Source organism: Nonomuraea terrae (genome assembly GCF_044465245.1).
GTDB classification, from domain to species: domain Bacteria; phylum Actinomycetota; class Actinomycetes; order Streptosporangiales; family Streptosporangiaceae; genus Nonomuraea; species Nonomuraea terrae.
Genome location: NZ_JBITLL010000002.1, coordinates 121,846 through 144,867 on the forward strand (window position 1 = coordinate 121,846; position 23,022 = coordinate 144,867).

Genomic DNA, 23,022 nt, shown 5'->3' on the forward strand with positions numbered 1-23,022 from the left:
GCCGCTTGGCGTAGGCCTGCTGGGTCAACCCGCAGCCTTTCGGTGCGGCCTGTCTGGATGACGGCTCTGTCGCAGATTCGGTGGCGACGGAAGGTAGGAGAGCGGCACGCTGAGTTGTGGTCGATCCGACGTTCCGATCGAGACGCCGGGCGCTGATGATGGTGCGCGTCCGCCGCCTGGCCTGTCCGACGCACGGCTGTCGGCAGACCTTCCGGGAACAGGTGCCTGGCGTGCTGGAACGCTATCATCGCCGCACGTCGCGTCTGGGCGCCCGGGCCGGCGCGGTGGTGCGTGAGCTGGCCGGCCGCGCCGGTACACGGATGTTGGCCGCACTGGCCGTGCGCTTGTCGCGGCATACCGCGTTGCGTCAGCCGCTGCCACCGTTGCGGGTGCCCCGCGTGCCGGGTGTGGACGACGTCGGGCTGCGCCGGCGTCATCCCTACGCCACCGTGCTCATCGACGCCGGGACCCGCCGGCGCATCGACGTGCTGCCCGGCCGTACTGCCGATGTGCTGGAGGCCTGGCTGCGTGCCCATCCCGGGGTGCAGGTGGTCTGCCGGGACGGCTCGGGCTCTGCCCGACGCCGTCCAGGCCGGTGATCGCCGGCACGGCCTTCGGTACGGATCGTCTACTTCCGCACGTCCACCAGCCCAGCCGCTGCTGCGGCAGCGGCACATCCTCACCGAGGCCGGACTGCTGGTGCGAACCGAAGGCGTCGCCGAAGGGTTTCGCCCGGCCGAGGGGGTGCAGCTGTTCGAGGATCCGGCGACGACGTCGAAGATCCTGCGCTGGCACAGCCCTCGTTCGCGAAGGTCGCCGCCGCTGCGTACCCCGGGGACATCCTGACGGTCTCGGAGCTGTTCCGGCTGTGCCGCGACCTGATCGACATCCACGCCGTCCGCGACTGGCGCCAGGCCCGCGGCGTCGCCCTGCGCGTGCTGTCGGACCGCTGTCGAACTTCCATGACCTTGCGGCCAACGACGCCACGACAGCGCTGCTCATCAACGTGATCACCGCTGTGGGCCAGTTCCGACGCGACCTGCAGAACGAGCTGACCGCCGAAGGGGAAGGCCGCTACCGCGGCCGGCCACCCGCGCTGGCCGGCGCCCGGCTGGAGGAGGTTCGATCGGCGTTCGCCGACCACGGCACCTCGATCGCGGCCCTCGCCCGCGCACATGGAGTGAGCCGGGCCGCCATCCGAACCGGACTGACTGGGCTACTGCCCGAGCCCCCGCTCATCCCGGCCGAGGATTGACCCGCAGCGCGAGACGACCCTGCCGAAGCACCCTCTTGGGGTTCAGCTTGTTCCGGGCGATCGCCTCCAGCACCCCCGCACTCCAGCAGTATGGGCCCATCATCGCCGTCCGCAACGCCCTTCGCCTCCCTTGGAGATCGATCTTCACCGGCAGAGCATCCTGAGCTGTGACTCATGTCTCCCCTTGAGGGCCGATGAGCTTCCGGGTGGTCCTGTGTCAACACCTTCGGACAAGGAAGGAAATGACCATGCTGAACTTCCCGCAGGGTGACGTGCGATTGCTCGAAACGGACATCGCGCAGCGCCTGCTGCACTCGACGATTCCCGCACGTCTCGCGTACGTGGCGACCGACGGGACACCTAGAGTGATATCGACCTGGTACGTCTGGGTGGACGAGGAACTCGTCATGGCGACGTACGTCAAGTGCCCTCCGATGGGGATCACCCGCCCGGCCCGGCGGCTGCGTGCCCTGCGTGCCAACCCCGACGTCGCGATCACCATCGACACCGAGCCCCAGCCCCCGGACGTGCTCCTGTTGCGCGGTCGCGTCTCCATCACCGAAGTCGACGGCATGGTGCCCGAGCAGGCTCAGGCGGCGCGCCGTTTCCTGGGAGAGGAAGGCGGGGCTGGCTACGTCGCCCAAGCCGATCACCCCGAAACGAGGATGGCCCGCATCGCCCTCCGCCCCACCTGGGTAGGCGTCCTCAACTACCAGACCCGCCTCCCCGGCATCATGGGCGCCTGACTGCCGGGCAGGAGGGAGTTCACCGTGCTGCGCTGAGTGCCCCTCCGCTTGGATGATCTACTCCTCCAAGCGGAGGCGTAAATCGGGGCAGGTCTGGGACCGGTCAGCAGGATTCAGCAGCCATTGGTCACGGCAGTGGGCAGATCAAAGGGCTGTTTTCTCGGTTTGGTGTATACCTTTGATCGTTTCTGGCGGATACCCTTCGCTGTTGCAGTCTCAAGGACGATCCTGCGCCGCAATCATGTGAAAACCTGCAGGTCAAAGCCAAATGGTCACGAGGATTCCGACAGGGTTGATCACCACGTTGCCGTGGTTCACTGAGGCTTTTCCAACCTGATCGCGCAGGTCAGCAGGGGCGGCGCCGGGACCGGTTGGCATGAGAGGAGGCTCCAGGCAAGACAGCAGTCGACCAAGATCCGATGCCTCTACCGCGATTCCGCTGTCCAACCACACCCTGATCCGCCTGGCCGAGCTGATCCGCGTCCGGCGTGCCGAGCGCCACTGCCGGTGGCGGCGCCTGGACCCGTCCCGGCAAGCCCTGGTCCTGGCCCAGTTGCGCAATGGCGACACCTACGCGCGTCTGGCCGCGGGCTTCGCCATCGGCACCAGCACCGCCTGGCGCTACGTCCGCGAGGCGGTCGACCTGCTGGCCATGCTCGCCGACGATGTCCACGCTGCCGTCTTACGCGTCGGCTCGCTGGCCTACGCCATCCTGGACGGCACCCTGATCCCGATGGATCGGGCGAAGGACCGGTGCGCACCTTGCCTGGTGCCGGCCGCGCCGCGAGCCGCTTCGCCGACAGGTGGCACACGCCTTCATCGAGGCCCCCGTACGGTAGTGGATCACCCCTTCTCAAACAGATCCTGGAGCGGCCGGTCCCGCGCATCCGGACGGCAAGGCGCCATTGACCGGTTTGCCGGAAAAGTTTACTTTGATGGCCTGGAAAGCGCTTTCTGATCAGATTCTCCCCCCGAGAGCCCCCCATCCATCGGGAGCGCCATGAGACGCCCTGTCCGGAAATCCCCCTCCGTGTTCACCGCCGTCCTGCTCGTCCTCGCCCTCGTGCTGGGGCAGGTGACGCCCGCCCAGGCCGCGGCCGCGCGGTTCCGCGTGCTGGTCTTCTCCAAGGTCACGAACTTCCACCACGACTCGATTCCCGCCGGCATCGCCGCGATCGAGAAGCTCGGGGCCGACCACGACTTCGAGGTCGAGGCCACCGACGACGCGGGCGCCTTCACCGACGACAACCTCGCTCGCTTCCAGGCCATCGTGTTCAACAACACCAACTCCACCCCGGAGTCGGGCGACCTGCTGAACGCCGATCAGCGCGCCGCGCTGCAGAAGTTCGTGCGCGACGGCGGCGGCTGGGTCGGGCTGCACGCCGCGTCGGCCAGTGAGCGCGACTGGCCATGGTACGAGGGCCTGGTCGGCGCGATCTTCGACCAGCATCCGGCGATCCAGGTCGGCCGGGTCAAGGTGCTCGACCACGCCCACCCCTCGACCAAGGACCTGCCGGACCTCTGGGAACGCACCGAGGAGTGGTACAACTGGCGGGCCAACCCCACAGGGAAGGTCCACACGCTCACTCAGATCAAGGTGCGTGACGGGATCAACGGCCTGGACGAGGGCGTCGACCACCCGAGTTCGTGGTGCCAGAACTACGAAGGCGGCCGTTCGTGGTACACCGCACTGGGCCACGCATCCGACGCGTACTCCGAGCCGGCGTTCCTGAAGCACGTGCTCGGCGGCATCGAGTGGGCCGCGGGGGCTGCCCCCGGCGACTGCTCGGCGACCGAGACCGGCAACTTCCAGCGGGTGCCGCTCGTGACCGAGGACCTCGCCGACCCGTTCGAGCTCGCGGTCGCGCCGGACCGGCGGGTCTTCTACGCCCAGCGCACCGGCGAGCTGAAGGTGATCGACCAGGACTCCCTGCGGGTCACCACCGCGCTGGACTTCGACTACTCCCCGGAGATGACCAGTCAGTCGGACGGCCTGCTCGGGCTGGCCCTGGACCCGAAGTTCGCGGAGAACAACTGGCTGTACCTCCTGCATTCCGACAAGGTGGAGAACCGGCTCAACCTCTCCCGCTTCACCGTGTCCGGGAACACGGTCGACCCCGCGACGCAGAAGGTGCTGCTGACCATTCCGACGTGGCGTGGCGAAGGCCGGGCCAACGTCCACATGGCCGGTTCGCTCACCTTCGACACCAAGGGGAACCTCTACGCGGCGACCGGTGACAACACCGACCCCTTCGCCTCCGACGGCTTCGCCCCGATCGACGAACGCGAAGGACGCCGCGCCTGGGACGCCCAGGGCACCGCCGGCAACACCAACGACCTGCGCGGCAAGATCCTGCGCATCACCCCGCAGGACGACGGCACCTACGACATCCCCGAAGGCAACCTCTTCGCGCCCGGCACCGACAGGACCCGGCCCGAGATCTACGCGATGGGCATGCGCAATCCGTTCCGGATCACCACCGATCCGCTCAGCGGCGCGCTGCTCGTCGCCGACTACGGCCCGGACGCCCGCCAGGCCGCTCCGAACCGGGGCCCCGAGGGCACGGTCGAGTTCAACCGCATCACCAAGGCGGGCAACTTCGGCTGGCCGTACTGCATCGGGAACAACACGCCGTTCAACGACTACGACTTCGCGACGGGCACCTCCGGACCGACGTTCGACTGCGCGGCCCCGGTCAACGACTCGCCCAACAACACGGGGCTGCGCGAGCTGCCGCCCGCGCAGCCCGCGCTCGTGTGGTACGCCTACTCCGCCTCGGCGGAGTTCCCCGAGGTCGGCACCGGGGGCGGCGGCCCGATGAGCGGGCCGGTGTACGACTACGACCCGGACAACCCGAGCAAGACCAAGTTCCCCGAGTACTTCGAGGGCAAGTGGTTCACCTACGAACTCACCCGCAGGTGGTTCAAGACCCTGTCCATCCAGCGTGCGGACCAGACCTTCACCGACCCGCGCTTCGCCCCGGCGCGCGCGGGCGACCTGCAGTCGATCAACACGATCTTCCCCGACATGTCGTGGATCCAGCCGTTCGAAGCCGACTTCGGGCCGGACGGCTCGCTCTACGTCATCGACTTCGGCGAGGGCAGCGGCACCGGGCGCGGCGGCAGCAACGAAGGCGCGGGCATCTACCGGATCGACTACGTGGCGGACGGCCGTCCGCCGGTCGCGAAGCTCTCCGCCACCCCCGACTCGGGTCCCGCTCCGCTGACGGTGACGTTCTCCAGCGAAGGCTCGGAGTCGCCCGAGGGCGTGCCCCTCACGTACGCGTGGGACTTCGACGGCGACGGCACCACCGACTCCACGGAGGCCGAACCGACCCACACCTACACCGCGAAGGGCCGCTTCACCGCCCGGCTGACCGTCGAAGGCCCGGAGGGCCTCACCGGCGTCGCCGTGCACGACATCACGGTCGGCAACAGCCGGCCCGAGGTGCGGATCCAGGCGCCGCCGGACGGCGGCATGTTCGACTTCGGCGACACCATCACGTTCACGGTCAAGGTCAAGGACGCCGAGGACGGGCGCGTCGACTGCGGCCGGGTGGTCGTGCAGTCGCAGCTCGGCCACGACAGCCACCTGCATCCGCTGGACAACTACACCGGCTGCGAGGGCGAGATCGTGACCGACCCGGGTGAGAGCCACGGACCGGGACAGAACCTCTATTACGCGATCAGCGCGCAGTACGAGGACGAGGGCGCCGCGGAGGCACCGAGCCTCGTCGGATCGGCGTCGCTGACGCTGCGGCCGAAGTTCCGGGAGGCCGAGCACTTCACCACGACCGGTGGCGCGAGCGACGGCGTCGAGATCGCGGACCGCGCGGACGCCTCGGCGGGTAAGCGGCTCACCGAGATCGAGCACGGCGACTGGATCACCTTCGACCCCGTCCACCTCAAGGGGATCGACTCGGTGACCATCGGCGTGGCCTCGGGAGGGCTCGGCGGGGACGTCGAACTCCGGGCCGGCTCACCCGACGGGCCGCTGCTCGGCAAGGTGACGGTGCCGAACACCGGTGGCTGGGGCAACGTGATCTCGCCGACGATCGACCTCGCCGACACGGATCTTGCCGCAGGGGAGACCGTACGGCTCTACGCGGTGTTCACCAACGCCGGCTGGTCGGCGGACCAGCCCGACCTGCTCGCCCTCGACTGGCTGCACTTCAACGGCAAGGGCGTCGAGAAGCGCCCTGGCGGGGAGGTGGCCGTGACGGCCGCTCCGGCCGACGGCCCGGCTCCGCTGGCCGTGTCCCTTCAGGGCCAGGCGACGTTGCCGAGCGGAAGGACCGCAGTGAGCTGGCACTGGAACTTCGGCGACAACACCGCGGCGGACGGTGCCGCCACCGCCTCCCACACCTATGCCAGGAAGGGGACCTACACCGCGCATCTGACTGTCACCGACGACAAGGGTGACACGACGACCGGCTCCGTCGAGATCACGGTCGGCTGAGACGCCCGGCGAGGGTGGCCGGGAGCGACGACCCGGCCACCCCGCTCTCACCCGCTCACGACTTCTCACACGCCAACACAGGAGTTGAAGCCATGAACGACCCGACTCGAATCGGCCGGACCGGGAGCGGCATCAGCCGGCGTTCGTTGCTCGGCGGCGCGCTGGGCGCCACGGCGGCGGTCGCCGTGGTCGGTGGCGCGGCGGCGCCGGCTCGTGCCGACGACCTCGCCGGTGCGGAACACGGCAAGCGGCGTATCCCGCCGAGCGGTATCGGCATGCACCTGTACACCATGCGAGGACCGCTCGCGCAGGATTTCGAGGGCACGCTCGAGCAACTGGCCGCCATCGGTTACGCCACCGTCGGGGTCAGCGGACGCCACGGATACGACGCCGCCCAGATCCGTGGCATGCTCGACAGGACCGGCCTCAAGGCGGTGCTCGAGCACGTCGGCTACGACGCCATCACGAGCGGGCGCTGGGAGCAGGCCATCGACGACGTACGCACGCTCGGGGGCAAGTGGATCGTCATCCCGAGCCTGCCGTCATCGATGCACAACCCGGCCGGATACCGGGAGGCCGCACGGCGCTTCAACGAGGCAGGGCTGACCGCCCGCAGCGCCGGGCTCAAGCTGCTCTTCCACAACCACGAACCCGACCACAGGGTCGTGGAGGGAGAGTTGCTCTACGACATCCTGGTGAGCCAGACCGATCCGGCGCTCGTCGGCTTCGAGTTCGACCTCTACTGGGCGGCCAAGGGCGGTGGTGATCCGGCGAGCTACTTCCGGGAGCACCCGCGCCGCTTCCCCGCCCTGCATGTCAAGGACATGGCGCCCAACGGCGACTTCGCCGACGTGGGTTCCGGCGTCCTCGACTTCGCGGGGATGTTCCGATACGCGCGCAGGGGCGGCGTCAAGCAGTGGCTGGTCGAGCACGACGCACCGGCCGACCCGTTCCTGACCGCCCGCAACAGCTACGCCCATCTGGCCGCCCTGCGGTACTGACGCCCGGGTCGTGGCGTGCCGGAAGCCTGGCACGCCACGAGCCGGTCACGAGCCGATCACTGGGGGCGGGCCTCCAGGACGTCGACGGCGAGTTCGCGCACGACCGTCTCGTCGACCTCGACGCCGAGCCCCGGGCCGTCGGGCACGTGGGCGATGCCGTCCTCGATCCGGACGGTGGGGCCGGCGTACGGGGACTCGATGAACTGCCGGCCGTTGAGGTCGACCGGCGTGTCGATCCCGAAGGCGGCGAACAGGTGGAGCGACGCGGCCAGCCCCAGGTCCGAGTCGGTGAGGCCGGAGCCCATGAGCTGCACCCCGCTGTCCTCGGCGAGCGCGCACAGTCGCCGCGACAGGGTCAGGCCGCCGCTCCGCTGCACCTTGGCGATCGCGATGTCCACGGCCTCGAGGCGGACGAACGTGGCCAGGTCACTCGGGTGGCGCAGGCTCTCGTCGAGCGCCACGGGAACGGGGGAGGAGTCGCGCAGCCGTCGCAGCCCTGCCACGTCGTTGGCGGGCAGCGGCTGCTCCAGCGCGGTGACGCCGAGCGGCTCCAGCCGGCGGGCCATCCGCAGCGCGGCCGGCGCCGTATAGCCCTGGTTGGCGTCGACCCAGAGCGGCGCGCCGGGCGCGTGCTCGCGTACCGCGGCGGCGACGGCGACGTCGGTGTCCTCGTCGTGCAGCCCGATCTTCACCTTGAACGCACGGTAGCCCTGATCGCGGCCCTCGGCGACGCACTCGCCCACCTCGGCCGGCGACTGGCCGGAGACGATCCAGCCCAGTTCGACCGTCTCGGTGCGGCGCCGGCCCCACAGCACGCCGAGCGGCACGCCCGCGGCCCGGCCCAGCAGGTCGTGCAGCGCCGTGTCGACCGCGCTCTTCGCCAGGGGCGCGCCGATCGTGAAGCCCCGGTTGATCGCACGGTCGAAGGCGGCGTCGACGCCGTCGAGATCCCACACGGGCATGCCCAGCACCGCGGGGGCGAGATAACGGTCGATGGTGGTGACGATCGACTCGGCCGTCTCGTACGTCCACGCGGGGATCGGCGTCGCCTCGCCCCAACCGTGCACGCCGTCGGCGCTGACCTTCACCAGCACGCGGACGCTGGGCCGGCCCGCCACCGTGACCGCGCCGCCTGAGACACCGAACGAACGGCGGGTGGGCAGCGCGACGGCGAAGGTCTCGACCCGGTCGATGGTCAGCTCGGTCAGCCGGATCATACGGTGCTCCAAACTCTCGGGAATCAGAGTGGGGTGGTGCTGGCGCGCAGCACCACCTCGCCGCCGAAACGCGTGACGCGCGAGCGCCGGTGCGGCGGTTCCGCAGCGCGAGGGCCATGACCGCCTCGCCCATCTCGGCGAGGGCGGCGCCACGGTCGTGAGCGGGGGCTGAGGTCGCGCACGATGGGGATGTCGTCGAAGCCGGCGAGCGACACGTCCTCGGGGACGCGCAGCCCGTGGTCGCGCAGGGCCGCGGGGGCGCCGATCGCCATCACGTCGGTGACGGCGCAAGACACCGGTCGCCCGGAGCCCCCGCTGGAGCAGGCCGGAGCACGCGTCATACCCGCCGTCCCGGGTGAAGGCCCCCTCGACGATCTGGTCGGGGGCGAGGTCGACGCCCGCCCGCTCCAGGGCGTCGCGGAAGCGCCGAGCCGGTCCGACACGGTGGTGAGCGCCCGCGGCCCGGCCAGCACGGCGAAGTCGCAGTGCCCGAGGTCGAGCAGGACGTGGGTGAGCGCCTGCGCGTGGGCGTTCGGGATATGGCCCAGAAGGTCTGCGGCGGCCAGCACCCGCTCCTTCAGCTCGGCGCGGACCCTGGTGGTCCCGTTGAGCACGCGCGAGGCCGTCGCGGGGGAGACGCCGGCGTAGCGGGCGACGACCTCGAGAGTCATGTGGGCCGGTGCTGCGCGCTCGCTCACGATGTACCCCCGATCAAGGCACTGGCACGCTTCGCGACAACGGTGCGGCTATTGACCTCATTCGATGTGATCTTTACGTTATCAGAAAGCGCTTTCCGAAACCGCTTTCCAGCCGCCCCGGTGGCGAAGGGACGGTTTCCGACGGCAGAGGAGGTCATCGTGGAGCACGGCAGGACACCTACGGTGCCGGCGGCCTCCGCGGCCACGGTCGCCGGCGTGGCCGAACGAGCCCGGCCGGGCATCGCCGACCGCGCCCTCGACACGCTCGCGCGGTCGTGGCGGCCATTCGCGCTGCTCGTCGCCTGTTTCGCCGTGTGGTGGGCGGTCTCGGCGGCTCGCCTGGTGGAGCCGTATCTCGTGCCGTCACCGGGCTCGACCCTGCAGGTGATGCGGGACAAGGCCGGTTACATCTGGCACCACGGCTGGGTGACCACCTACGAGACGCTCCTGGGATTCGCGATCGCCGTCGCCGTCGGCGTCCTCGCCGCGGTGATCATGGTGTACTCGTCCACCGTCGAGAAGACCCTCTACCCGGTGCTGCTGTTCGCTCAGGTGGTCCCCAAGATCGCGATCGCTCCGCTGTTCATCGTCTGGCTGGGCTTCGGCATCGCGCCGAAGATCGTGGTGGCCGTGCTGATCGCCTTCTTCCCTGTGGTCATCTCGATGGTCACCGGCCTGAAGTCGGTCGACCCCGAAATGGTGCAGCTCTCGGCGACCATGGGCGCCGGGCCGCTGCAGACCTTCGTGAAGATCCGCTTCCCGGCGTCACTGCCGCACCTGTTCTCCGGCCTGAAGGTGGCGGTCACGCTGGCCGTCACCGGAGCCGTCGTCGGCGAGTTCGTCGGCGCGAACGAGGGTCTCGGATTCGTGATCCTGCAGGCGAACGGCAACCTCGACACCCCGATGCTGTTCGCCGGGCTGATCGTCATGTCGCTCATCGGCGTGGTCCTCTTCCTGCTCGTGGAGGTCGCCGAAAAGCTCCTGCTCCCGTGGCATGCCAGCCGCCGGGGCGACGCCGTCACCACCACCTACTGACCACCGCCGCCTCCTACCCCGACCGAGGAGCGCCCCACCATGAAACTCCGCACCCTCGCCGCCGGCCTCGTTCCCCTGCTCGTGCTCACCGCGGCATGCGGCGGAGGAGGCTCCGAGAAGACCACGAGCGCGTCGGGCAAGGAGCTCGACCGCGTCACGCTGACGCTCAACTGGTACCCGTACGGAGAACACGCGCCCTTCTACTACGGGAAGAAACAGGGCGTCTACGAAAAGCACGGCATCGACCTGCAGATCCAGGCGGGTCAGGGGTCGCAGAAGACCGTGCAGGCCACCGGTGCGGGCCAGACCGACTTCGGCTGGGCCGACACTCCGGCCCTGCTCGCCGGCGTGGGCCAGGGCATCCCCGTCAAGAGCCTCGGGGTCTTCCTGCAGATCACACCGGCGTCCGTGCAGTTCTTCACGGAGAAGAACATCAAGACCCCGGCGGACCTCAAGGGCAAGCTGATCGCCGGCACCGCGGGCGACGCGCTCTCGAAGACCTTCCCGGCCTTCCTGCAGAAGAACGGGATGAAGGAGAGCGACGTCCGGGTCCAGAACACCGACCCCGCCGGCAAGATCGCCGCGGTGATGTCCGGCCAGGTTGACGCGCTGCTCGGGTATGCCAGCGACCAGGGTCCGACCATGCAGGACAAGGCCGGCAAGCCGGTGTCGTACCTGCGCTTCTCCGAGCTCGGCCTGAACTTCTACTCCAACGGTCTCATCGCCGGCGAGCGCATGTTGCAGAGCGATCCCGACCTGGCCAAGCGGATGGTGACGGCGACCAGTGAGGCATGGGCGGCGGCGGAGCGGAGCCCACAGCAGGCGGTCGACAGCATGCAGGGCGCCTCGGAGCAGTTGCCGCCGGCGAAGGTGCTCACCGACCAGTTCAACACCACGCTGACGCTCCTGCGCACCGATGCCACCCAGGGCAAGGCGCCCGGCGTCAACACCGAGGCCGACTGGCAGGAGACCATCGACGTCTTCGCCCAGGCGGGCGTGATCCCCGATCCCAAGCCGCCCGCGGACTACTGGGACGCCGGCGCGGCGATGAAGGGCTGACGATGACCGAGGAGGTCGAGCGGGCCGTCGCCCTTGCCGAAGGCGGCGGGGACACGGCCGCGGTGGACGTCGACGACGTGGCCGTCCGCTTCCGTACCAGGAAGAAGGACGTCCTGGCGCTGCGGCAGATCTCGCTGAGCGTCGCGACGGGCGAGTTCGTGGCCATCGTCGGGCCCTCCGGCTGCGGTAAGTCGACCCTGCTCAAGCTCGTGGCCGGGTTGCTCAAGCCCTCGTCCGGCGCCGTACGGCTGCACGGCGACGCGGTCACCGGCCCGCGCCGCGACATCGGCTATGTCTTCCAGCGCGCCGCGCTGCTGGAATGGCGCAGCGCCCGGCGCAACATCCTGCTCCAGGCGGAGATGCGGCACATGCCGGGCGCGGCGGCGCGCACGCGCGCGGACGAGCTCATCGAGATGACCGGCCTGCGCGGCTTCGAGGACGCCTACCCCCACGAGCTGTCGGGTGGCATGCAGCAGCGCGTGGCGCTGTGCCGCGCGCTGCTGCACCGGCCTCCGGTCCTGCTCATGGACGAGCCCTTCGGAGCGCTCGACGCGCTGACCCGCGAGCAGATGAACATCGAGCTGAACCGGATCTGGCGCGAGACCGGCACGACCGTGCTGCTGGTCACCCACTCGATCGCCGAGGCCGTCTACCTGGCGAACCGGGTGGTCGTGATGAGCGCCCGGCCCGGCACCGTCACCGAGATCATCGACGTCGCGCTGCCGGCCGAACGGGACTACGCCGAGACCATGGGGCTGGAGGAGTTCTCCAGCGCCACGACGCGGATCCGCCGCCTGCTCGGCGCCGCGCCAGGCGCCGAGTGACCAGACCCGGGACGACCCCGGCCATGGGCACACCACCGCGGACATGGCGCGACTCGGCCGGCGCCTGGCTCGGCCTCGGCGCTGCCCCCGGCGCGCTCGTGCTCGGGGCGCAGATCGGCGGGCGGCACGACGGGCACCTGCCGGTGCAGGTGCTCGCGGCCGGCGGGATGGTGATGGCCCTGCTGCTCGCCGTGCAGGGACGGCTGGGGCTGCGCGCGCCGCTCGGCGAGGACGCGACGCTGTCGCAGCTGACCCCGCGCTACCTGCCGCGCACGGCCGACCACGGCGTTACCGCGCTGCTCGCGATGGCGATGATCGGCTGGTTCGGCTTCAACGTCGGGCTCGGCGGCGGAGCGGTGGCCGCCTTGCTCGGGCTGCCCGACCCGCTGGGTGTCCTGCTGCTGGCCGTACCGGTCACGAGCATCCTGCTGGTCGGCGCCGGCCGGTGGAACGCGGTGGCGGTGGCGGCCACGATCAGCGCGATCGCGCTGATCGCCATCGTGGCCGTCCGGCTGCCGCCGCCGGAGCCCGTGCTCACGACCGCATACGAGGGCGGCGGCCGGTTCGCGGCGGACGTGGCCGTCTACCTCGGGTACGTGGCGGTGTTCGCCGTACGGGCACCGGACTTCACCGTCGGCCTCGGCCGGCGGCGCGATCTCGCATGGTGTGTGGTCCTGCTGGTCGGTGCGGCGCTCGCCGCGAGCGCGGTGGGCGCCGGGCTCGCGGCCGCCAGCGGTTCCACCGACGTCGTGGCCGTGCTCGCCGGCCCGGGCGGGCTGCCCGCCGCCAACCTTTTCGTGGCGGCTTCCGTGGTGGCGCCCACGCTGACGACGATGCACTCAGGTGCGCTCGCCGTCCGCCGGTTCGGCCGGGTATCGCACCGGTGCGCGATCCTCGCGATCGCGCTGCCCGGTCTGACGCTGGCGTTGCTGCGTGTGGACCGGCTGATGGTCGTCTGGCTCTCGCTGCTGGCCGCGGTGCTGCCCGCCCTCATCGTGCCGTTCGCGGCCGAGGCCGCCCGGCGGCGCCGTGGCCGCGCGCCCCGCCAGGTGCCCACGTGGACCTGGGCACCCGCCTCGGCGCTCGCGCTCGGCCTGACCGTCGCCGCGAGCCCGGTGGCGGCGGTCGCCGGCGTGGGCGCGGCGGCAGCAGCGACCGCCGCCCACATGTTCTCGGTGTGGCGGGCGGGCTTGGCCGGGAGGGGGCGGGATACCGGCATCGAGTCTTGATCAGTTCCGGGGGCGTGATCGACAAGCAGCCGGGGCGCCGTATCGAGCCGAGGGAGGACTTAATGGATCAAGGCGGCGTTTCGTCGTCGGAGCCGGGCTGACGGCGGCCGCGCTGGCCGGCCAGTACGACAGGGCCGGCGCCGTACAAGGGGCACTTCATCCAGCATCTGCTGGGCGGCGTCAGGTCCGTGCTCGGCATGGCGCCCTTCTGCCGCTAATTTCGGGCGTCGATGCGTTCAGGTCGCGGCCTCTGTGATGCCCAGGCTGTGGAGCCACGAGTGATCGGGGCTCTCAAGCCGCCCCTTCACGGACACGAGGTAGCGGGCGGCGTCCGCACCGTCCACCAGTCGATGGTCGTAGGTCAGCGACAGATAGGCCATCGAGCGGATCGCGATCAGCTCGTCGCCGTCATCGCCGCGCAGAACCACAGGCCGTCGTGTCACGGAACCGAGGCCGAGGATCGCCGACTGGGGGGCGTTGAGGATGGGCGTGTCGAACAACGCCCCCCGGCTACCGGTATTGGTGATGGTGAAGGAGCCGCCCGCGAGGTCGTCGGCGGTCGCCGAACCGTCCCGGGATCGGGCCGCGAGGTGAGCGATGTGACGGGCGAGCGCCCCGACGGTGAGGTCCTCGGCGCCTCGGATGACCGGGACGACCAGTCCGTCATCGGTGTCCACGGCGATCCCGAGGTCCACCCGGCGAAGGTAGGTGACCGTTCCGGCGGCGAGGTCCAGCTCCGCGTTGATCATCGGGTGGTGGGCGAGGGCATGTACGGCTGCCTCGGCCACGAACGGGAACACGGACAGGGAGACGCCGTATCTGCTGCGGAACCCGTGCTTCGCCGCATCGCGGATCTTGGCGACGTGGCTGAGGTCAACCTCGATCACTGTGGTCAGTTGAGCCGACTCCTGGAGCGACCGGTGCATGCGTTCGGCGATGACCTTGCGCCGCCGGGAGAGCTGCTCGACCCGGCCGCGTGTGCCGGAGTGTGGAGTCCCCGGAAGAGGTTCGGACTGCTTCGGGAGGCTGGTGACCTCGCCAGGATGTGACTGCGCCGGGATGGACGCCCGCTCGGCGGCTTCGCGCACGTCGGCGACGGTGGCCCGTCCGCGAGGTCCCGATCGCCGTACCACCGTGAGGTTGACGCCGTGTTCGCGGGCGAGCCGGCGCACCCGGGGACTGTCCCGGTGCCGATTAGGGCGCGCCGCCGGCGTCGCGACCCCGTGGGGACGCGGTGCGGAGCCTGGCCCGCTGAGAGCCGTGACCGGCGGTGACCCGGGGTCCTCGGCGGCGGCGATGTCTGCGAGGAGCGCGAGGACGGTGCCGACGGGCACGGTCATGCCCTCGGGCACCAGGATCCGCCGGAGTACCCCGTCCGCCGGGGCGACCACTTCCGTGTCGACCTTGTCGGTGGACACCTCGAGCAGCGGGTCGTCCGCGGCGACCGGCGCACCCTCACTGAACAGCCAGCGCGTCACGGTGCCCTCGGCGACCGTCTCGCCGAGCTGCGGCATGGTGATGTCGATGTCGCTCACGCCTGCATCGCCTTCTCGATCTCGGCCACGATGCGGTCCACCGACGGGATGACGAGGTCCTCCAGCGAGTCGGCGGAGGGCAGCGGGACATGCGGTGTGGTGATCCGCACGATGGGTCCGTCGAGGTCCCAGAAGGCCTCGTCCCCGACGATCGACGCGACCTCGGCGCCCCAGCCCAGGGCCCGTGGGTTCTCCTCGACGGTGAACAGCCGGCCGGTACGGGCGACCGATTCCAGGATGGCCCGGGCGTCGAGCGGGATGAGCGAACGCACGTCGATGACTTCGCAGCTGATGCCTCGGCCGGCGAGCCGCTCGGCTGCCTCCATGGCCCGGGGCACCATCAGCCCGAGTGCGGCGATGGTGGCGTGGTCGCCCCGGCGGCGGATCTTGGCCGTGCCCAGCACGTCCTCGACGGTCCCGTCGGGGACGTCGCCCTTGCTGGCGTAGAGGCCCTTGTGCTCGAAGAACAGCACCGGGTCGTCGCTGCGCACCGCGGCGGCCATCAGCCCCACGACGTCCTCCGGGCACGACGGGGTGACGACCTTGAGCCCCGGCACCGCCATGGCCCAGTTCTCGATCGACTGGGAGTGCTGGGCGCCGAAGCGGAGTCCTCCGCCGTTGCCGCTCTTCACCACCAGCGGGATCGTGACCTGCCCGTTGGTCATGTAGCGGGTCTTCGCCATCTGGTTGACGACGATGTCCCAGCAGACGGCGAAGAAGTCGGAGAACATGATCTCCGCGATCGGCCGCAGACCGGTCATCGCGGCGCCCATGGCGGCGCCGAGGATGGCCTGCTCGGAGATCGGGGTGTCGATGACGCGGCGCGGCCCGAACTGCTCCAGCAGCCCGACGGTGGTCTTGAACACGCCTCCCGCCCCGGCGATGTCCTCCCCGATGAGGACCACGCGCTCGTCTCGTCTCATCTCCTGCGCGATTCCGCGGGCCACCGCCTCGCGGTAGGTCAGTTGCGCCACGAATTTCCTCCATCCGCCCACACATCGGTGTACGCCGATGCCGGATCCGGCATCGGACCGTTCTTGGCCGCCTCGGTCGCCGCGTCGACGGCCCGGCCGACCTGTCTCCCGATCTCGTCCAGCTCCGCGGACGGGACGCCGAGCCGTTCCAGCCGGCCGCGATAGATCTTCAACGGGTCGTAGGCCAGCCAGGCCTCCAGCTCGCCCGGAGGCTTGTACTTGCCCGGGTCGGCCCGGGAGTGGCCGCCGTGGCGGTAGGTCAGCGCCTCGATCAGGACCGGGCCGTGGCCGGAACGGGCGTGTTCGAGCGCGTCGCGCGCGGCCAGGTAGCAGGCGTCGGCGTCGTTGCCGTCCACGACCACCGGTTCGAGACCGTAGGCACCCGCCCGGTCGGCGGCCGGGCGGGGCACCGCGGTGATGTCGGAGATGGCGGTGTACTCCATGTACAGGTTGTTCTCGCAGACGAACACCACCGGCAGGGCGAAGACCGCCGCGTAGTTGAGGGCCTCATGAAAAGCGCCGATGTTGGTGGTGCCGTCGCCGAAGAAACAGACCGCGACCTGGCCGCTCCCGCGGTACTGTGCGGACCACGCCGCGCCGTTGGCGATGGTGAGGTGCGCACCGATGATCGCGTACGAGCCCATCACCCCGTGCTCGACGCTGGTGAGGTGCATGGATCCTCCCTTGCCGCCGAGCAGCCCGTTGGCGCGGCCCAGCAACTCGGCCAGGACGCCTTCCATCGCCACCCCGCGCGCCAGGGTGTGCGCGTGGCCCCGGTACGTCGCGAACGTGTAGTCGTCCTCGCGCATCGCGGCGCCGAACCCGACCGCCACCGCCTCCATACCGAGCGAGAGATGGGTGGTGCCCTTGACCAGGTTCTGCATGAACATGTCATAGGCGCGCTTCTCGAACTGCCGCAGCTCGTGCAGGCGCCGGTACATCAGCAGCCGGACGTCCCGGTCGATGGGCGCGGCGTCGTGGGTCGTCTGGCTGTCCGGCGGCAGCACGATGGGGTGCCCGCCGTACTGGTGCCGTTCGAGGGGCAGCGTCATGCCTGGCCTCCAGGGACGGTCGGCGTGTTCAGGTGCGACTGCGACTCTCGCGTGGTGGGCAGCATCCCGCCGGTCGTGAAGTACGGCCGGCCGGCGACGAGCAGATCCTCGGCGGGGAACTTCGTGATCACCTCGCACCCGTCGGCGGTCACGACGATCTCCTCCTCGATGCGGGCCGCCGACCAGCCGTCCTTGGCGGGCCAGTACGTCTCCAGGGCGAAGACCATGCCCTCCTCCAGGGTCTCGGGATGTTCCAGGGACACGAGCCGGCTGAAGATCGGCTTCTCCCAGATGGACAGTCCGACGCCGTGGCCGTACTGGAGGCCGAACGCGGCCTCCTCGCCGGCGAAGCCGAACTCCTGCGCGGTAGGCCACACCGAGACGATGTCGGCGGTGGTGGCACCGGGCTTCACCAGGGCGATCGCCTGGTCGATGTACTCGCGGCAGATCTTGTAGGCGTCCCGCTGGGCGGGTGAGGCGCTGCCGACCGCGAAGGTCCGGTAGTAGCAGGTCCGGTACCCCATGTGGCTGTGCAGGATGTCGAAGAACGCGGGGTCTCCGGGCCGGATGAAGCGGTCGGAGTAGACGTGCGGATGCGGCGAGCACCGCTCCCCGCTGATCGCGTTGACACCCTCGACGAACTCCGACCCCATGTCGTAGAGCACCTTGCTGACCAGTCCCACGGTCTCGTTCTCGCGGACCCCCGGCCGCAGGAACTCGTAGAGCCGGTCGTAGGCCGCGTCGACCATGGAGGCGGCCTGGGTGAGCAGCCCGATCTCGTCCTTGGTCTTGATCCTGCGCGCCTCGAGGAAGACCTGCTGGCCGTCGACGACCTGGATGCCGGCCCGCTGCAGCGCGGCGAGGATCGGCAGCTCGATGACGTCGACGCCGAGCGGCTCGCCGAGCAGCCCGTGCCGGTCCAGCTCGATCTTGATCTTGCTCGCTACGTCCTCGGCGATGCCGGCCTGCGGGTGGAAGGCGCCCCGCAGGGTGGAGATGCCGGCTCGGGCGCCGCCCGCTTGCGCGTCCGCGCCGTGGTGCGGGCCATGGACGGCGTCGGGCGACTCCAGCGCGGCGTGCCCGAGCCACGGGTTGTACAGCTGGTGGTGCCTGGCCGCCGAGCCGAAATCCCAGATGATCGGTTCGGCGCCCCGGACCAGCAGGGCGAAACGGATCAGCTTGTCGTTGGCCCAGGTGCCGATATGGGTGGCCGTCATGTACCGGATGTTGGGGAAGTCGAACGCGAGCACCGCGCCCAGCGATGAGCGGTCCAGCTCCGCGCGTAGCCGGGCAAGGCGCTCGGTACGCAGCCGGTCAAGGTCCAGCCGCTGTTCCCAGTCGACGGCGTTCATTCCGTAAGTGGCGATTCCCACGTTAATTCCTTTCGGTTGCGCGGCCGGGAGCAGCTTTCCCTGCCGCGGCGGAGTGGCCGGCGCGACCGGCCGTGCCCGAGTGGCCGGCCCGGCCCGCCGTGGCCCCGAACCAGGCCGCCATCGCGGCCATGTCCCTGGTGCCGAAGCCGTCGTCGAGCGCGCGCTCATGGAGCTCGAAAGCACGCCTTACCACGGACTCCTGGAGGCCCGCGTCGTCGCCGGCGGTGACCGCGAGGCCGAGATCCTTGGTGGCGGTGCCCAGATCGAAGGCGACCTCGGTGCCGGCCGGGTCGGTGAAGGCGGGCCTCTTGTAGTCGAGGAAGCGATTCCACAGCACGCCGGAGGCGAGGACGTCGAAGAAGGAGTCGGCGGAGACACCGGAGGCGCGGGCGGTGACCAGGCACTCCGACAAGGCGGTGCTGAACGTGTGCAGCAGCGCGTTCACCGCGACCTTGGTTGCGGCGCCGGCCCCGGTGGGCCCCACGTGCACCACGGTGCCGAGTGCCGCCAGCACCGGTCGCGCCGCGTGGATCACGGCCGGGTCGCCGCCGGCCATCAGCCCGAGCCTGCCCTCGCGGGCCACGGCGGTGCTGCCGCTCACCGGACAGTCGAGGAAGCGCAGGCCCGCGGCGGCGCACAGTTCCGCGGCCTCGCGTGCCGCGTGCACGCCGATGGTGGAGCAGTCCACGACGATCGTGCCCTCGCGGACGCCGGCCAGGACGCCGTCGTCGCCGGCGAGCGTACGAAGGACCGCATGGCCGTCCGTCAGCATGGTGATCACGACGTCGGCGTCCTTGCCCGCCAGCGCCGGCGTCGGAGCCACCTCGGCGCTGGTGCGCCCGGCGACTGCGACGGCGCGTTCCGCCGTCCTGTTCCAGATGGTGACCGGGAAGCCCTGCCGGGTGAGGACGCCGACCATTTCGGCGCCCATCCTGCCGGTGCCGCAGAAGGCGACCCGGAGTCGCCGCCGTTCGCTCATGATGGCCCGGCCTGGGTGTCCACGAGGAGCTTGCCCCGGGCGGTTCCCTCGGCCATCGGGATGAGGGCGTCCTCGATGATCCGATCGAGGGGGACGACGCGCTCGACGAGGAGCGAGGCGAGATCGTGCCGGGCGAGCAGGTCGAGGGCGGCCGGGAGGTTCCGGTCGCACACGTGGGCGACGGTGGTCATGACGTCGATCTCACGGAGGATGAGGTCGGCCGCCGCGAAGGAGACCGCCCCCTTGGGAAGGCCGACGAGGAGGATCGTGCCGCCGCGCCGGGTCAGCCGCTGCACCCGGGAGAGGCCGTCGGGCACGCCGCTCGCCTCGATGGTGACGTCGGCCAGTGCCGAGCCGGTGAGATCGCGTACCACCTGCAGCGGGTCGCCTGAGGACGCGTTGACCGTCACGTCGGCGCCGAGCCTCGCGGCAGTCTCCAGCCTGCCGTCGTCGATGTCCACGGCGACGACCGCGCCGGCGTCGGCGGCCTGCAGACCGGCGATGATGAACGACCCGATGGCGCCGGCGCCGTGCACCACTACCACGTCACCGGCCCGGACCCGGCTACGGTCGAGGGCGTGCAGCCCGACCGCGAGAGGCTGGGCGAGCGCGGCGTTGTCGTCGGACACGTGCGGCGCGATGGGGTGCAGCATCATCTCGGGCACCGTGACCTGCCGGGTGAGGGCGCCGTCGGCGGACAGTCCGTAGGTCCAGTAGGACCGGCAGAGGTTGGTCTGACCACGCCGGCACCAGTCACAGCCTCCGCACCAGACACCGGCGCCGGCAGCCACCCGGTCACCGACGGTGAACCGGTCGCTGCCGGGCCCCGTGCTCTCCACGACGCCGATGAACTCGTGGCCGAGCACCACCGGCCCGAGCGCGCCGGAGCCCGGGTGGCGGCTCTTCAGCGGGGTCATGATCGGCCCGGCGGCGTACTCGCTGGCGTCGGTGCCGCAGAGCCCGGCGCGGGTGACCACCAGGCGTACCTCTCCCGGCCCGGGGGAGGGAGCGTCGAGGCGTTCTTCGACGCGGACGTCCCCGGCGGCGTGCAGGACCGCGGCCTTCATGAGCGCGCGCCGTTCTCGATGTGCACCTTGACGTTGCGATCGGTACGGCGTGCGGCGTCATACGCCTCCGGCGCTCGCTCCAGGGGGAACCTGCTGGTGATCATCGGTGTCAGGTCGAGACCGGACCGGGCGAGGAAACGCAGGGTGTCCTGCCACACGCCGGGCGAGCCGATGGTGCCGCGGATCTGCAACTGCTTCGACTGGATGAGCCCCAGCTTGGCCGTGGCGCTGCGGCCGACGTCGATGCCGATGTTGACCAGGCGGCCGTTGAAGCCGGCGACCTCCAGCGTCGCGGCCATCGCGGCCGGCTGGCCGGATGCCTCCATGACGACGCTCGCGCCCCGCCCGCCGGTCAGGTCGAGGACCTGCTCGGCGAAGCCGGCGGAGGTGGGGTCGAGCACCTCCTCCGCGCCGAGCCGCCGGGCCAGGCCGCCGCGGGAGGCGTCGGGCTCGGCGGCGATGACCCGGGCGCCGAGCGTGGCGGCGACCGCGACGCAGCTCAGGCCGATCGGCCCGGCGCCGAAGACGACGACGGTGTCGCTCGCGTTGACGTTGCCTGCCCGCATGGCAGCGAAGTACGCGCAGCTGAACGGCTCCACGAGCGCTGCCTGGCTGTCGGTGAGCTCGTCGGGCACCTTGTGCAGCCACTCCGGCCGGACCACGAAGTATTCGGCCGCGGCTCCCGAGATGGAGAATCCGAAGTGGTCCATGCCGATCACGCACTCTCCGAGGACCCGGTCGCCGGTGGCGAACCCGGTCACGTTCCGGCCGACCTCGGCGACCTCGCCCGACCACTCGTGGCCGGGGATGAGCGGGTACTCGAAGGGGATGATGTAGCGCCCTTCCAGCAGCTCGAAGTCCGAGTGGCAGATCCCGACAGACCGCAGTGCGACCAGGATCTCGTCCTCGCCGATCTTCGGTATCTCGATGTCGGCCAGCGTCAGCTTGCCGACGTCCTGAAACTGAAGGGCCTTCATGACGGCCTCACCTCCGAGGGGATGACTCGTTCCTTGCGCAGCCGGTCGAAGAGGTCGAGGAACGAGCGGCTGCTGTCCTGGACTCTGGTGAAGCCGGCCCGCCGGCTCTTGGCCATGTCGGCGTAGGTCTCGACCGTCCGGCCGAGGTCGCTGTCGGTGTGCCACCACGACACCAGGCGGTTGACGTCGGGCTCGACGAGCCGCTCCCGCTCGGCGATCCGCCGCCAGATCACGGCGGCGTCGTCCATCCGGCCGTCGAGCGGCGTCGGGCGCCCCGGATAGGGGGCGGCCTCGACGCCGAGGCCGGAGGCCACCACTTTCCACATCTCGTGCCACTGGAACGTGTCGCCGTTGGTGACGTTGAACGCCTCGTTCCGTGCCGCGGGCGTGGTCGCGGCCCAGGCCAGGTGCTCGGCGAGGAGCCGGGCGTCGGTGATGTCGGTGGTGCCCTCGTACTGCTCGGGGGAGCCGGGGAAGACGAACGAGACGCCCGTCTCGCGGGCGATCGTGCCGTAAACGGCGAGCGTGACGCCCATGTTCATGGCGTTGCCGAGCGTGTATCCGATGACGGTGTGCGGGCGGTGCACCGACCAGCCGAACCCGAACCGCTCCGCGGCCTCCCAGAGGATGTCCTCCTGGGTGTAGTAGAAGTTCTCGTGGTCCAGCCGCGGCTGGCTCTCCCGGAAAGGCGGCCTGGCCGGGTTCCGCGCGTAGGCCTCGAACGGGCCGAGGTAGTGCTTGAGGCCGGTGACCAGGCAGACGTGCTCCAGCGTCCCGGTACTGCCCGCGGCGTCCAGGACGTTGCGCAACATCGTCCCGTTGACCACGATGTTCTCGGCCTCGGTGTTCCTGCGCGACCAGGTGCAGTAGAACAGGTGCGTCGCCCGTACCTCCCGGGCCACCCGCAGCACAGAGTCCGGGTCGAGGATGTCGGCGTTCGCGTGCCGCACCCCCTCGCTCTCCATGGCGTTCCCGCGCGACAGCCCGGTGACCGCCCAGCCGGCTCGCGCCAGGTGCTCGGCGGTGTTGCGGCCGGTGAGCCCCGTGGCGCCGACGACCAGCGCTCTGCGCCCGCTCACGGGTGCTCCTTCCCTTCCGGGGTCTGGAACAGCTCGAGGGTGATGCCGTCAGGGTCCTTGAGATAGACGAACGAGCAGCCTTCGAGCGGCCCGTCCTCGATGAGCAGCGGCGGGGCGAGGCACTCGACGCCCTTGCCCAGCAGGTCCCGGTAGGCGGCCTGCAGGTCGGGGACGTCGATGCACACGTGCGCGGTGCCGACGTCGGCGTTCGACCGGGTGAACGTCTCCTCGCGGTCGTTGTCGTAGCAGAGCAGCTCGATCACGCTGCCGCCGAAGCGGAGGAACGCGAACCGGAGGTCCGCGCCGGGCACTCCCAAGGCCTGCGACAGGCCGGGCCCCGACCCGTGGGCGACGAACTCGGGCTTCACCCCGAAGACGCGCTCGTACCAGGCCAGTGACGCCTCCAGGTCGCGCACCGTGATGCCGACGTGGTGCATGTCGCCGAATGAGCTCATGCGGCTTT

At 70.4% G+C, this 23,022-nt stretch carries 20 protein-coding genes and 2 pseudogenes; 11 read left to right on the forward strand and 11 right to left on the reverse strand.

All coding sequences use genetic code 11. The features are described from left to right. Positions 1 to 143: 143 nt before the first annotated feature. The 7 genes and pseudogenes from ACIBP6_RS06755 to ACIBP6_RS06785 form a co-directional block, all read left to right on the forward strand. Positions 144 to 609: pseudogene (locus tag ACIBP6_RS06755) on the forward strand (transposase); the annotation flags it as partial. Between the two features lie 14 nt (positions 610 to 623). Beyond that, entirely contained in the window at positions 624 to 1,010 is a 387-nt protein-coding gene (locus tag ACIBP6_RS06760) for a recombinase family protein (RefSeq protein ID WP_397051476.1), read from the forward strand. Beyond that, the gene (locus tag ACIBP6_RS06765) at positions 1,007 to 1,255 is read left to right on the forward strand and encodes a hypothetical protein (RefSeq protein ID WP_397049535.1); all 249 of its coding nucleotides are present in this window, start codon (positions 1,007 to 1,009) and stop codon (positions 1,253 to 1,255) included. Before ACIBP6_RS06760 ends, ACIBP6_RS06765 begins: the two co-directional genes overlap by 4 nt. 248 nt (positions 1,256 to 1,503) lie before the next feature. Beyond that, the gene (locus ACIBP6_RS06770; protein ID WP_397049537.1) at positions 1,504 to 2,001 is read left to right on the forward strand and encodes a pyridoxamine 5'-phosphate oxidase family protein; all 498 of its coding nucleotides are present in this window, start codon (positions 1,504 to 1,506) and stop codon (positions 1,999 to 2,001) included. Between the two features lie 376 nt (positions 2,002 to 2,377). Next, positions 2,378 to 2,752 (forward strand): annotated as a pseudogene (locus ACIBP6_RS06775) (helix-turn-helix domain-containing protein); the annotation flags it as partial. A gap of 249 nt (positions 2,753 to 3,001) precedes the next feature. Further along, on the forward strand, positions 3,002 to 6,460 hold the full coding sequence (locus tag ACIBP6_RS06780; RefSeq protein WP_397049539.1) for a ThuA domain-containing protein: 3,459 nt from the start codon (positions 3,002 to 3,004) through the stop codon (positions 6,458 to 6,460). Positions 6,461 to 6,552: 92 nt separating this feature from the next. Then, on the forward strand, positions 6,553 to 7,461 hold the full coding sequence (locus ACIBP6_RS06785) for a sugar phosphate isomerase/epimerase family protein (protein ID WP_397049541.1): 909 nt from the start codon (positions 6,553 to 6,555) through the stop codon (positions 7,459 to 7,461). Between the two features lie 56 nt (positions 7,462 to 7,517). On the opposite strand, the gene ACIBP6_RS06790 is transcribed toward ACIBP6_RS06785, so the two are convergent. Continuing rightward, positions 7,518 to 8,678 (reverse strand): mandelate racemase/muconate lactonizing enzyme family protein, encoded by a 1,161-nt coding sequence (locus tag ACIBP6_RS06790; protein WP_397049543.1) that lies wholly within the window; start codon positions 8,676 to 8,678, stop codon positions 7,518 to 7,520. 23 nt (positions 8,679 to 8,701) lie between these two features. Continuing rightward, on the reverse strand, positions 8,702 to 9,349 hold the full coding sequence (locus ACIBP6_RS06795) for a LacI family DNA-binding transcriptional regulator (RefSeq protein WP_397049544.1): 648 nt from the start codon (positions 9,347 to 9,349) through the stop codon (positions 8,702 to 8,704). 186 nt (positions 9,350 to 9,535) lie between these two features. Between ACIBP6_RS06795 and ACIBP6_RS06800 the strand changes: the two genes are divergently transcribed. The 4 genes from ACIBP6_RS06800 to ACIBP6_RS06815 are packed head-to-tail and all read left to right on the forward strand — an operon-like array spanning position 9,536 to position 13,523. Further along, entirely contained in the window at positions 9,536 to 10,411 is an 876-nt protein-coding gene (locus tag ACIBP6_RS06800) for an ABC transporter permease (protein ID WP_397049546.1), read from the forward strand. A gap of 39 nt (positions 10,412 to 10,450) precedes the next feature. After that, entirely contained in the window at positions 10,451 to 11,470 is a 1,020-nt protein-coding gene (locus ACIBP6_RS06805) for an ABC transporter substrate-binding protein (RefSeq protein ID WP_397049548.1), read from the forward strand. A gap of 2 nt (positions 11,471 to 11,472) precedes the next feature. Next, entirely contained in the window at positions 11,473 to 12,294 is an 822-nt protein-coding gene (locus ACIBP6_RS06810) for an ABC transporter ATP-binding protein (protein WP_397049549.1), read from the forward strand. Positions 12,295 to 12,317: 23 nt separating this feature from the next. Further along, entirely contained in the window at positions 12,318 to 13,523 is a 1,206-nt protein-coding gene (locus ACIBP6_RS06815) for a hypothetical protein (protein WP_397049551.1), read from the forward strand. A gap of 236 nt (positions 13,524 to 13,759) precedes the next feature. Here ACIBP6_RS06815 and ACIBP6_RS06820 read toward each other — a convergent pair whose 3' ends face one another. Genes ACIBP6_RS06820 through ACIBP6_RS06860 form a run of 9 tightly spaced genes read right to left on the reverse strand, consistent with a single transcriptional unit; the run spans position 13,760 to position 23,014 of the window. Further along, positions 13,760 to 15,058 (reverse strand): dihydrolipoamide acetyltransferase family protein, encoded by a 1,299-nt coding sequence (locus ACIBP6_RS06820; RefSeq protein ID WP_397049553.1) that lies wholly within the window; start codon positions 15,056 to 15,058, stop codon positions 13,760 to 13,762. Next, the gene (locus ACIBP6_RS06825; RefSeq protein WP_397049555.1) at positions 15,055 to 16,032 is read right to left on the reverse strand and encodes an alpha-ketoacid dehydrogenase subunit beta; all 978 of its coding nucleotides are present in this window, start codon (positions 16,030 to 16,032) and stop codon (positions 15,055 to 15,057) included. The genes ACIBP6_RS06820 and ACIBP6_RS06825 overlap by 4 nt, the downstream gene beginning before the upstream one ends. Then, a complete protein-coding gene (locus tag ACIBP6_RS06830) occupies positions 16,020 to 17,084 on the reverse strand; it encodes a thiamine pyrophosphate-dependent dehydrogenase E1 component subunit alpha (protein ID WP_397049557.1) in 1,065 nt (354 codons plus the stop codon). The genes ACIBP6_RS06825 and ACIBP6_RS06830 overlap by 13 nt, the downstream gene beginning before the upstream one ends. Next, positions 17,081 to 18,457, reverse strand: a complete 1,377-nt coding sequence (locus ACIBP6_RS06835) for a M24 family metallopeptidase (RefSeq protein WP_397049559.1) — start codon at positions 18,455 to 18,457, stop codon at positions 17,081 to 17,083. The genes ACIBP6_RS06830 and ACIBP6_RS06835 overlap by 4 nt, the downstream gene beginning before the upstream one ends. Position 18,458: 1 nt before the next feature. Further along, on the reverse strand, positions 18,459 to 19,436 hold the full coding sequence (locus ACIBP6_RS06840) for an NAD(P)-dependent oxidoreductase (RefSeq protein WP_397049561.1): 978 nt from the start codon (positions 19,434 to 19,436) through the stop codon (positions 18,459 to 18,461). Then, positions 19,433 to 20,503 carry a zinc-binding dehydrogenase gene (locus ACIBP6_RS06845; protein WP_397049563.1) on the reverse strand — a complete coding sequence of 357 codons (1,071 nt, stop codon included), beginning with the start codon at positions 20,501 to 20,503 and terminating at the stop codon, positions 19,433 to 19,435. Before ACIBP6_RS06845 ends, ACIBP6_RS06840 begins: the two co-directional genes overlap by 4 nt. After that, positions 20,500 to 21,480: a zinc-binding dehydrogenase gene (locus ACIBP6_RS06850; protein WP_397049565.1), complete on the reverse strand. Its 981-nt coding sequence runs from the start codon at positions 21,478 to 21,480 to the stop codon at positions 20,500 to 20,502. The genes ACIBP6_RS06845 and ACIBP6_RS06850 overlap by 4 nt, the downstream gene beginning before the upstream one ends. Further along, a complete protein-coding gene (locus tag ACIBP6_RS06855) occupies positions 21,477 to 22,559 on the reverse strand; it encodes an SDR family oxidoreductase (RefSeq protein WP_397049566.1) in 1,083 nt (360 codons plus the stop codon). Before ACIBP6_RS06855 ends, ACIBP6_RS06850 begins: the two co-directional genes overlap by 4 nt. After that, positions 22,556 to 23,014, reverse strand: a complete 459-nt coding sequence (locus ACIBP6_RS06860) for a VOC family protein (protein ID WP_397049568.1) — start codon at positions 23,012 to 23,014, stop codon at positions 22,556 to 22,558. Before ACIBP6_RS06860 ends, ACIBP6_RS06855 begins: the two co-directional genes overlap by 4 nt. Positions 23,015 to 23,022 lie beyond the last annotated feature (8 nt).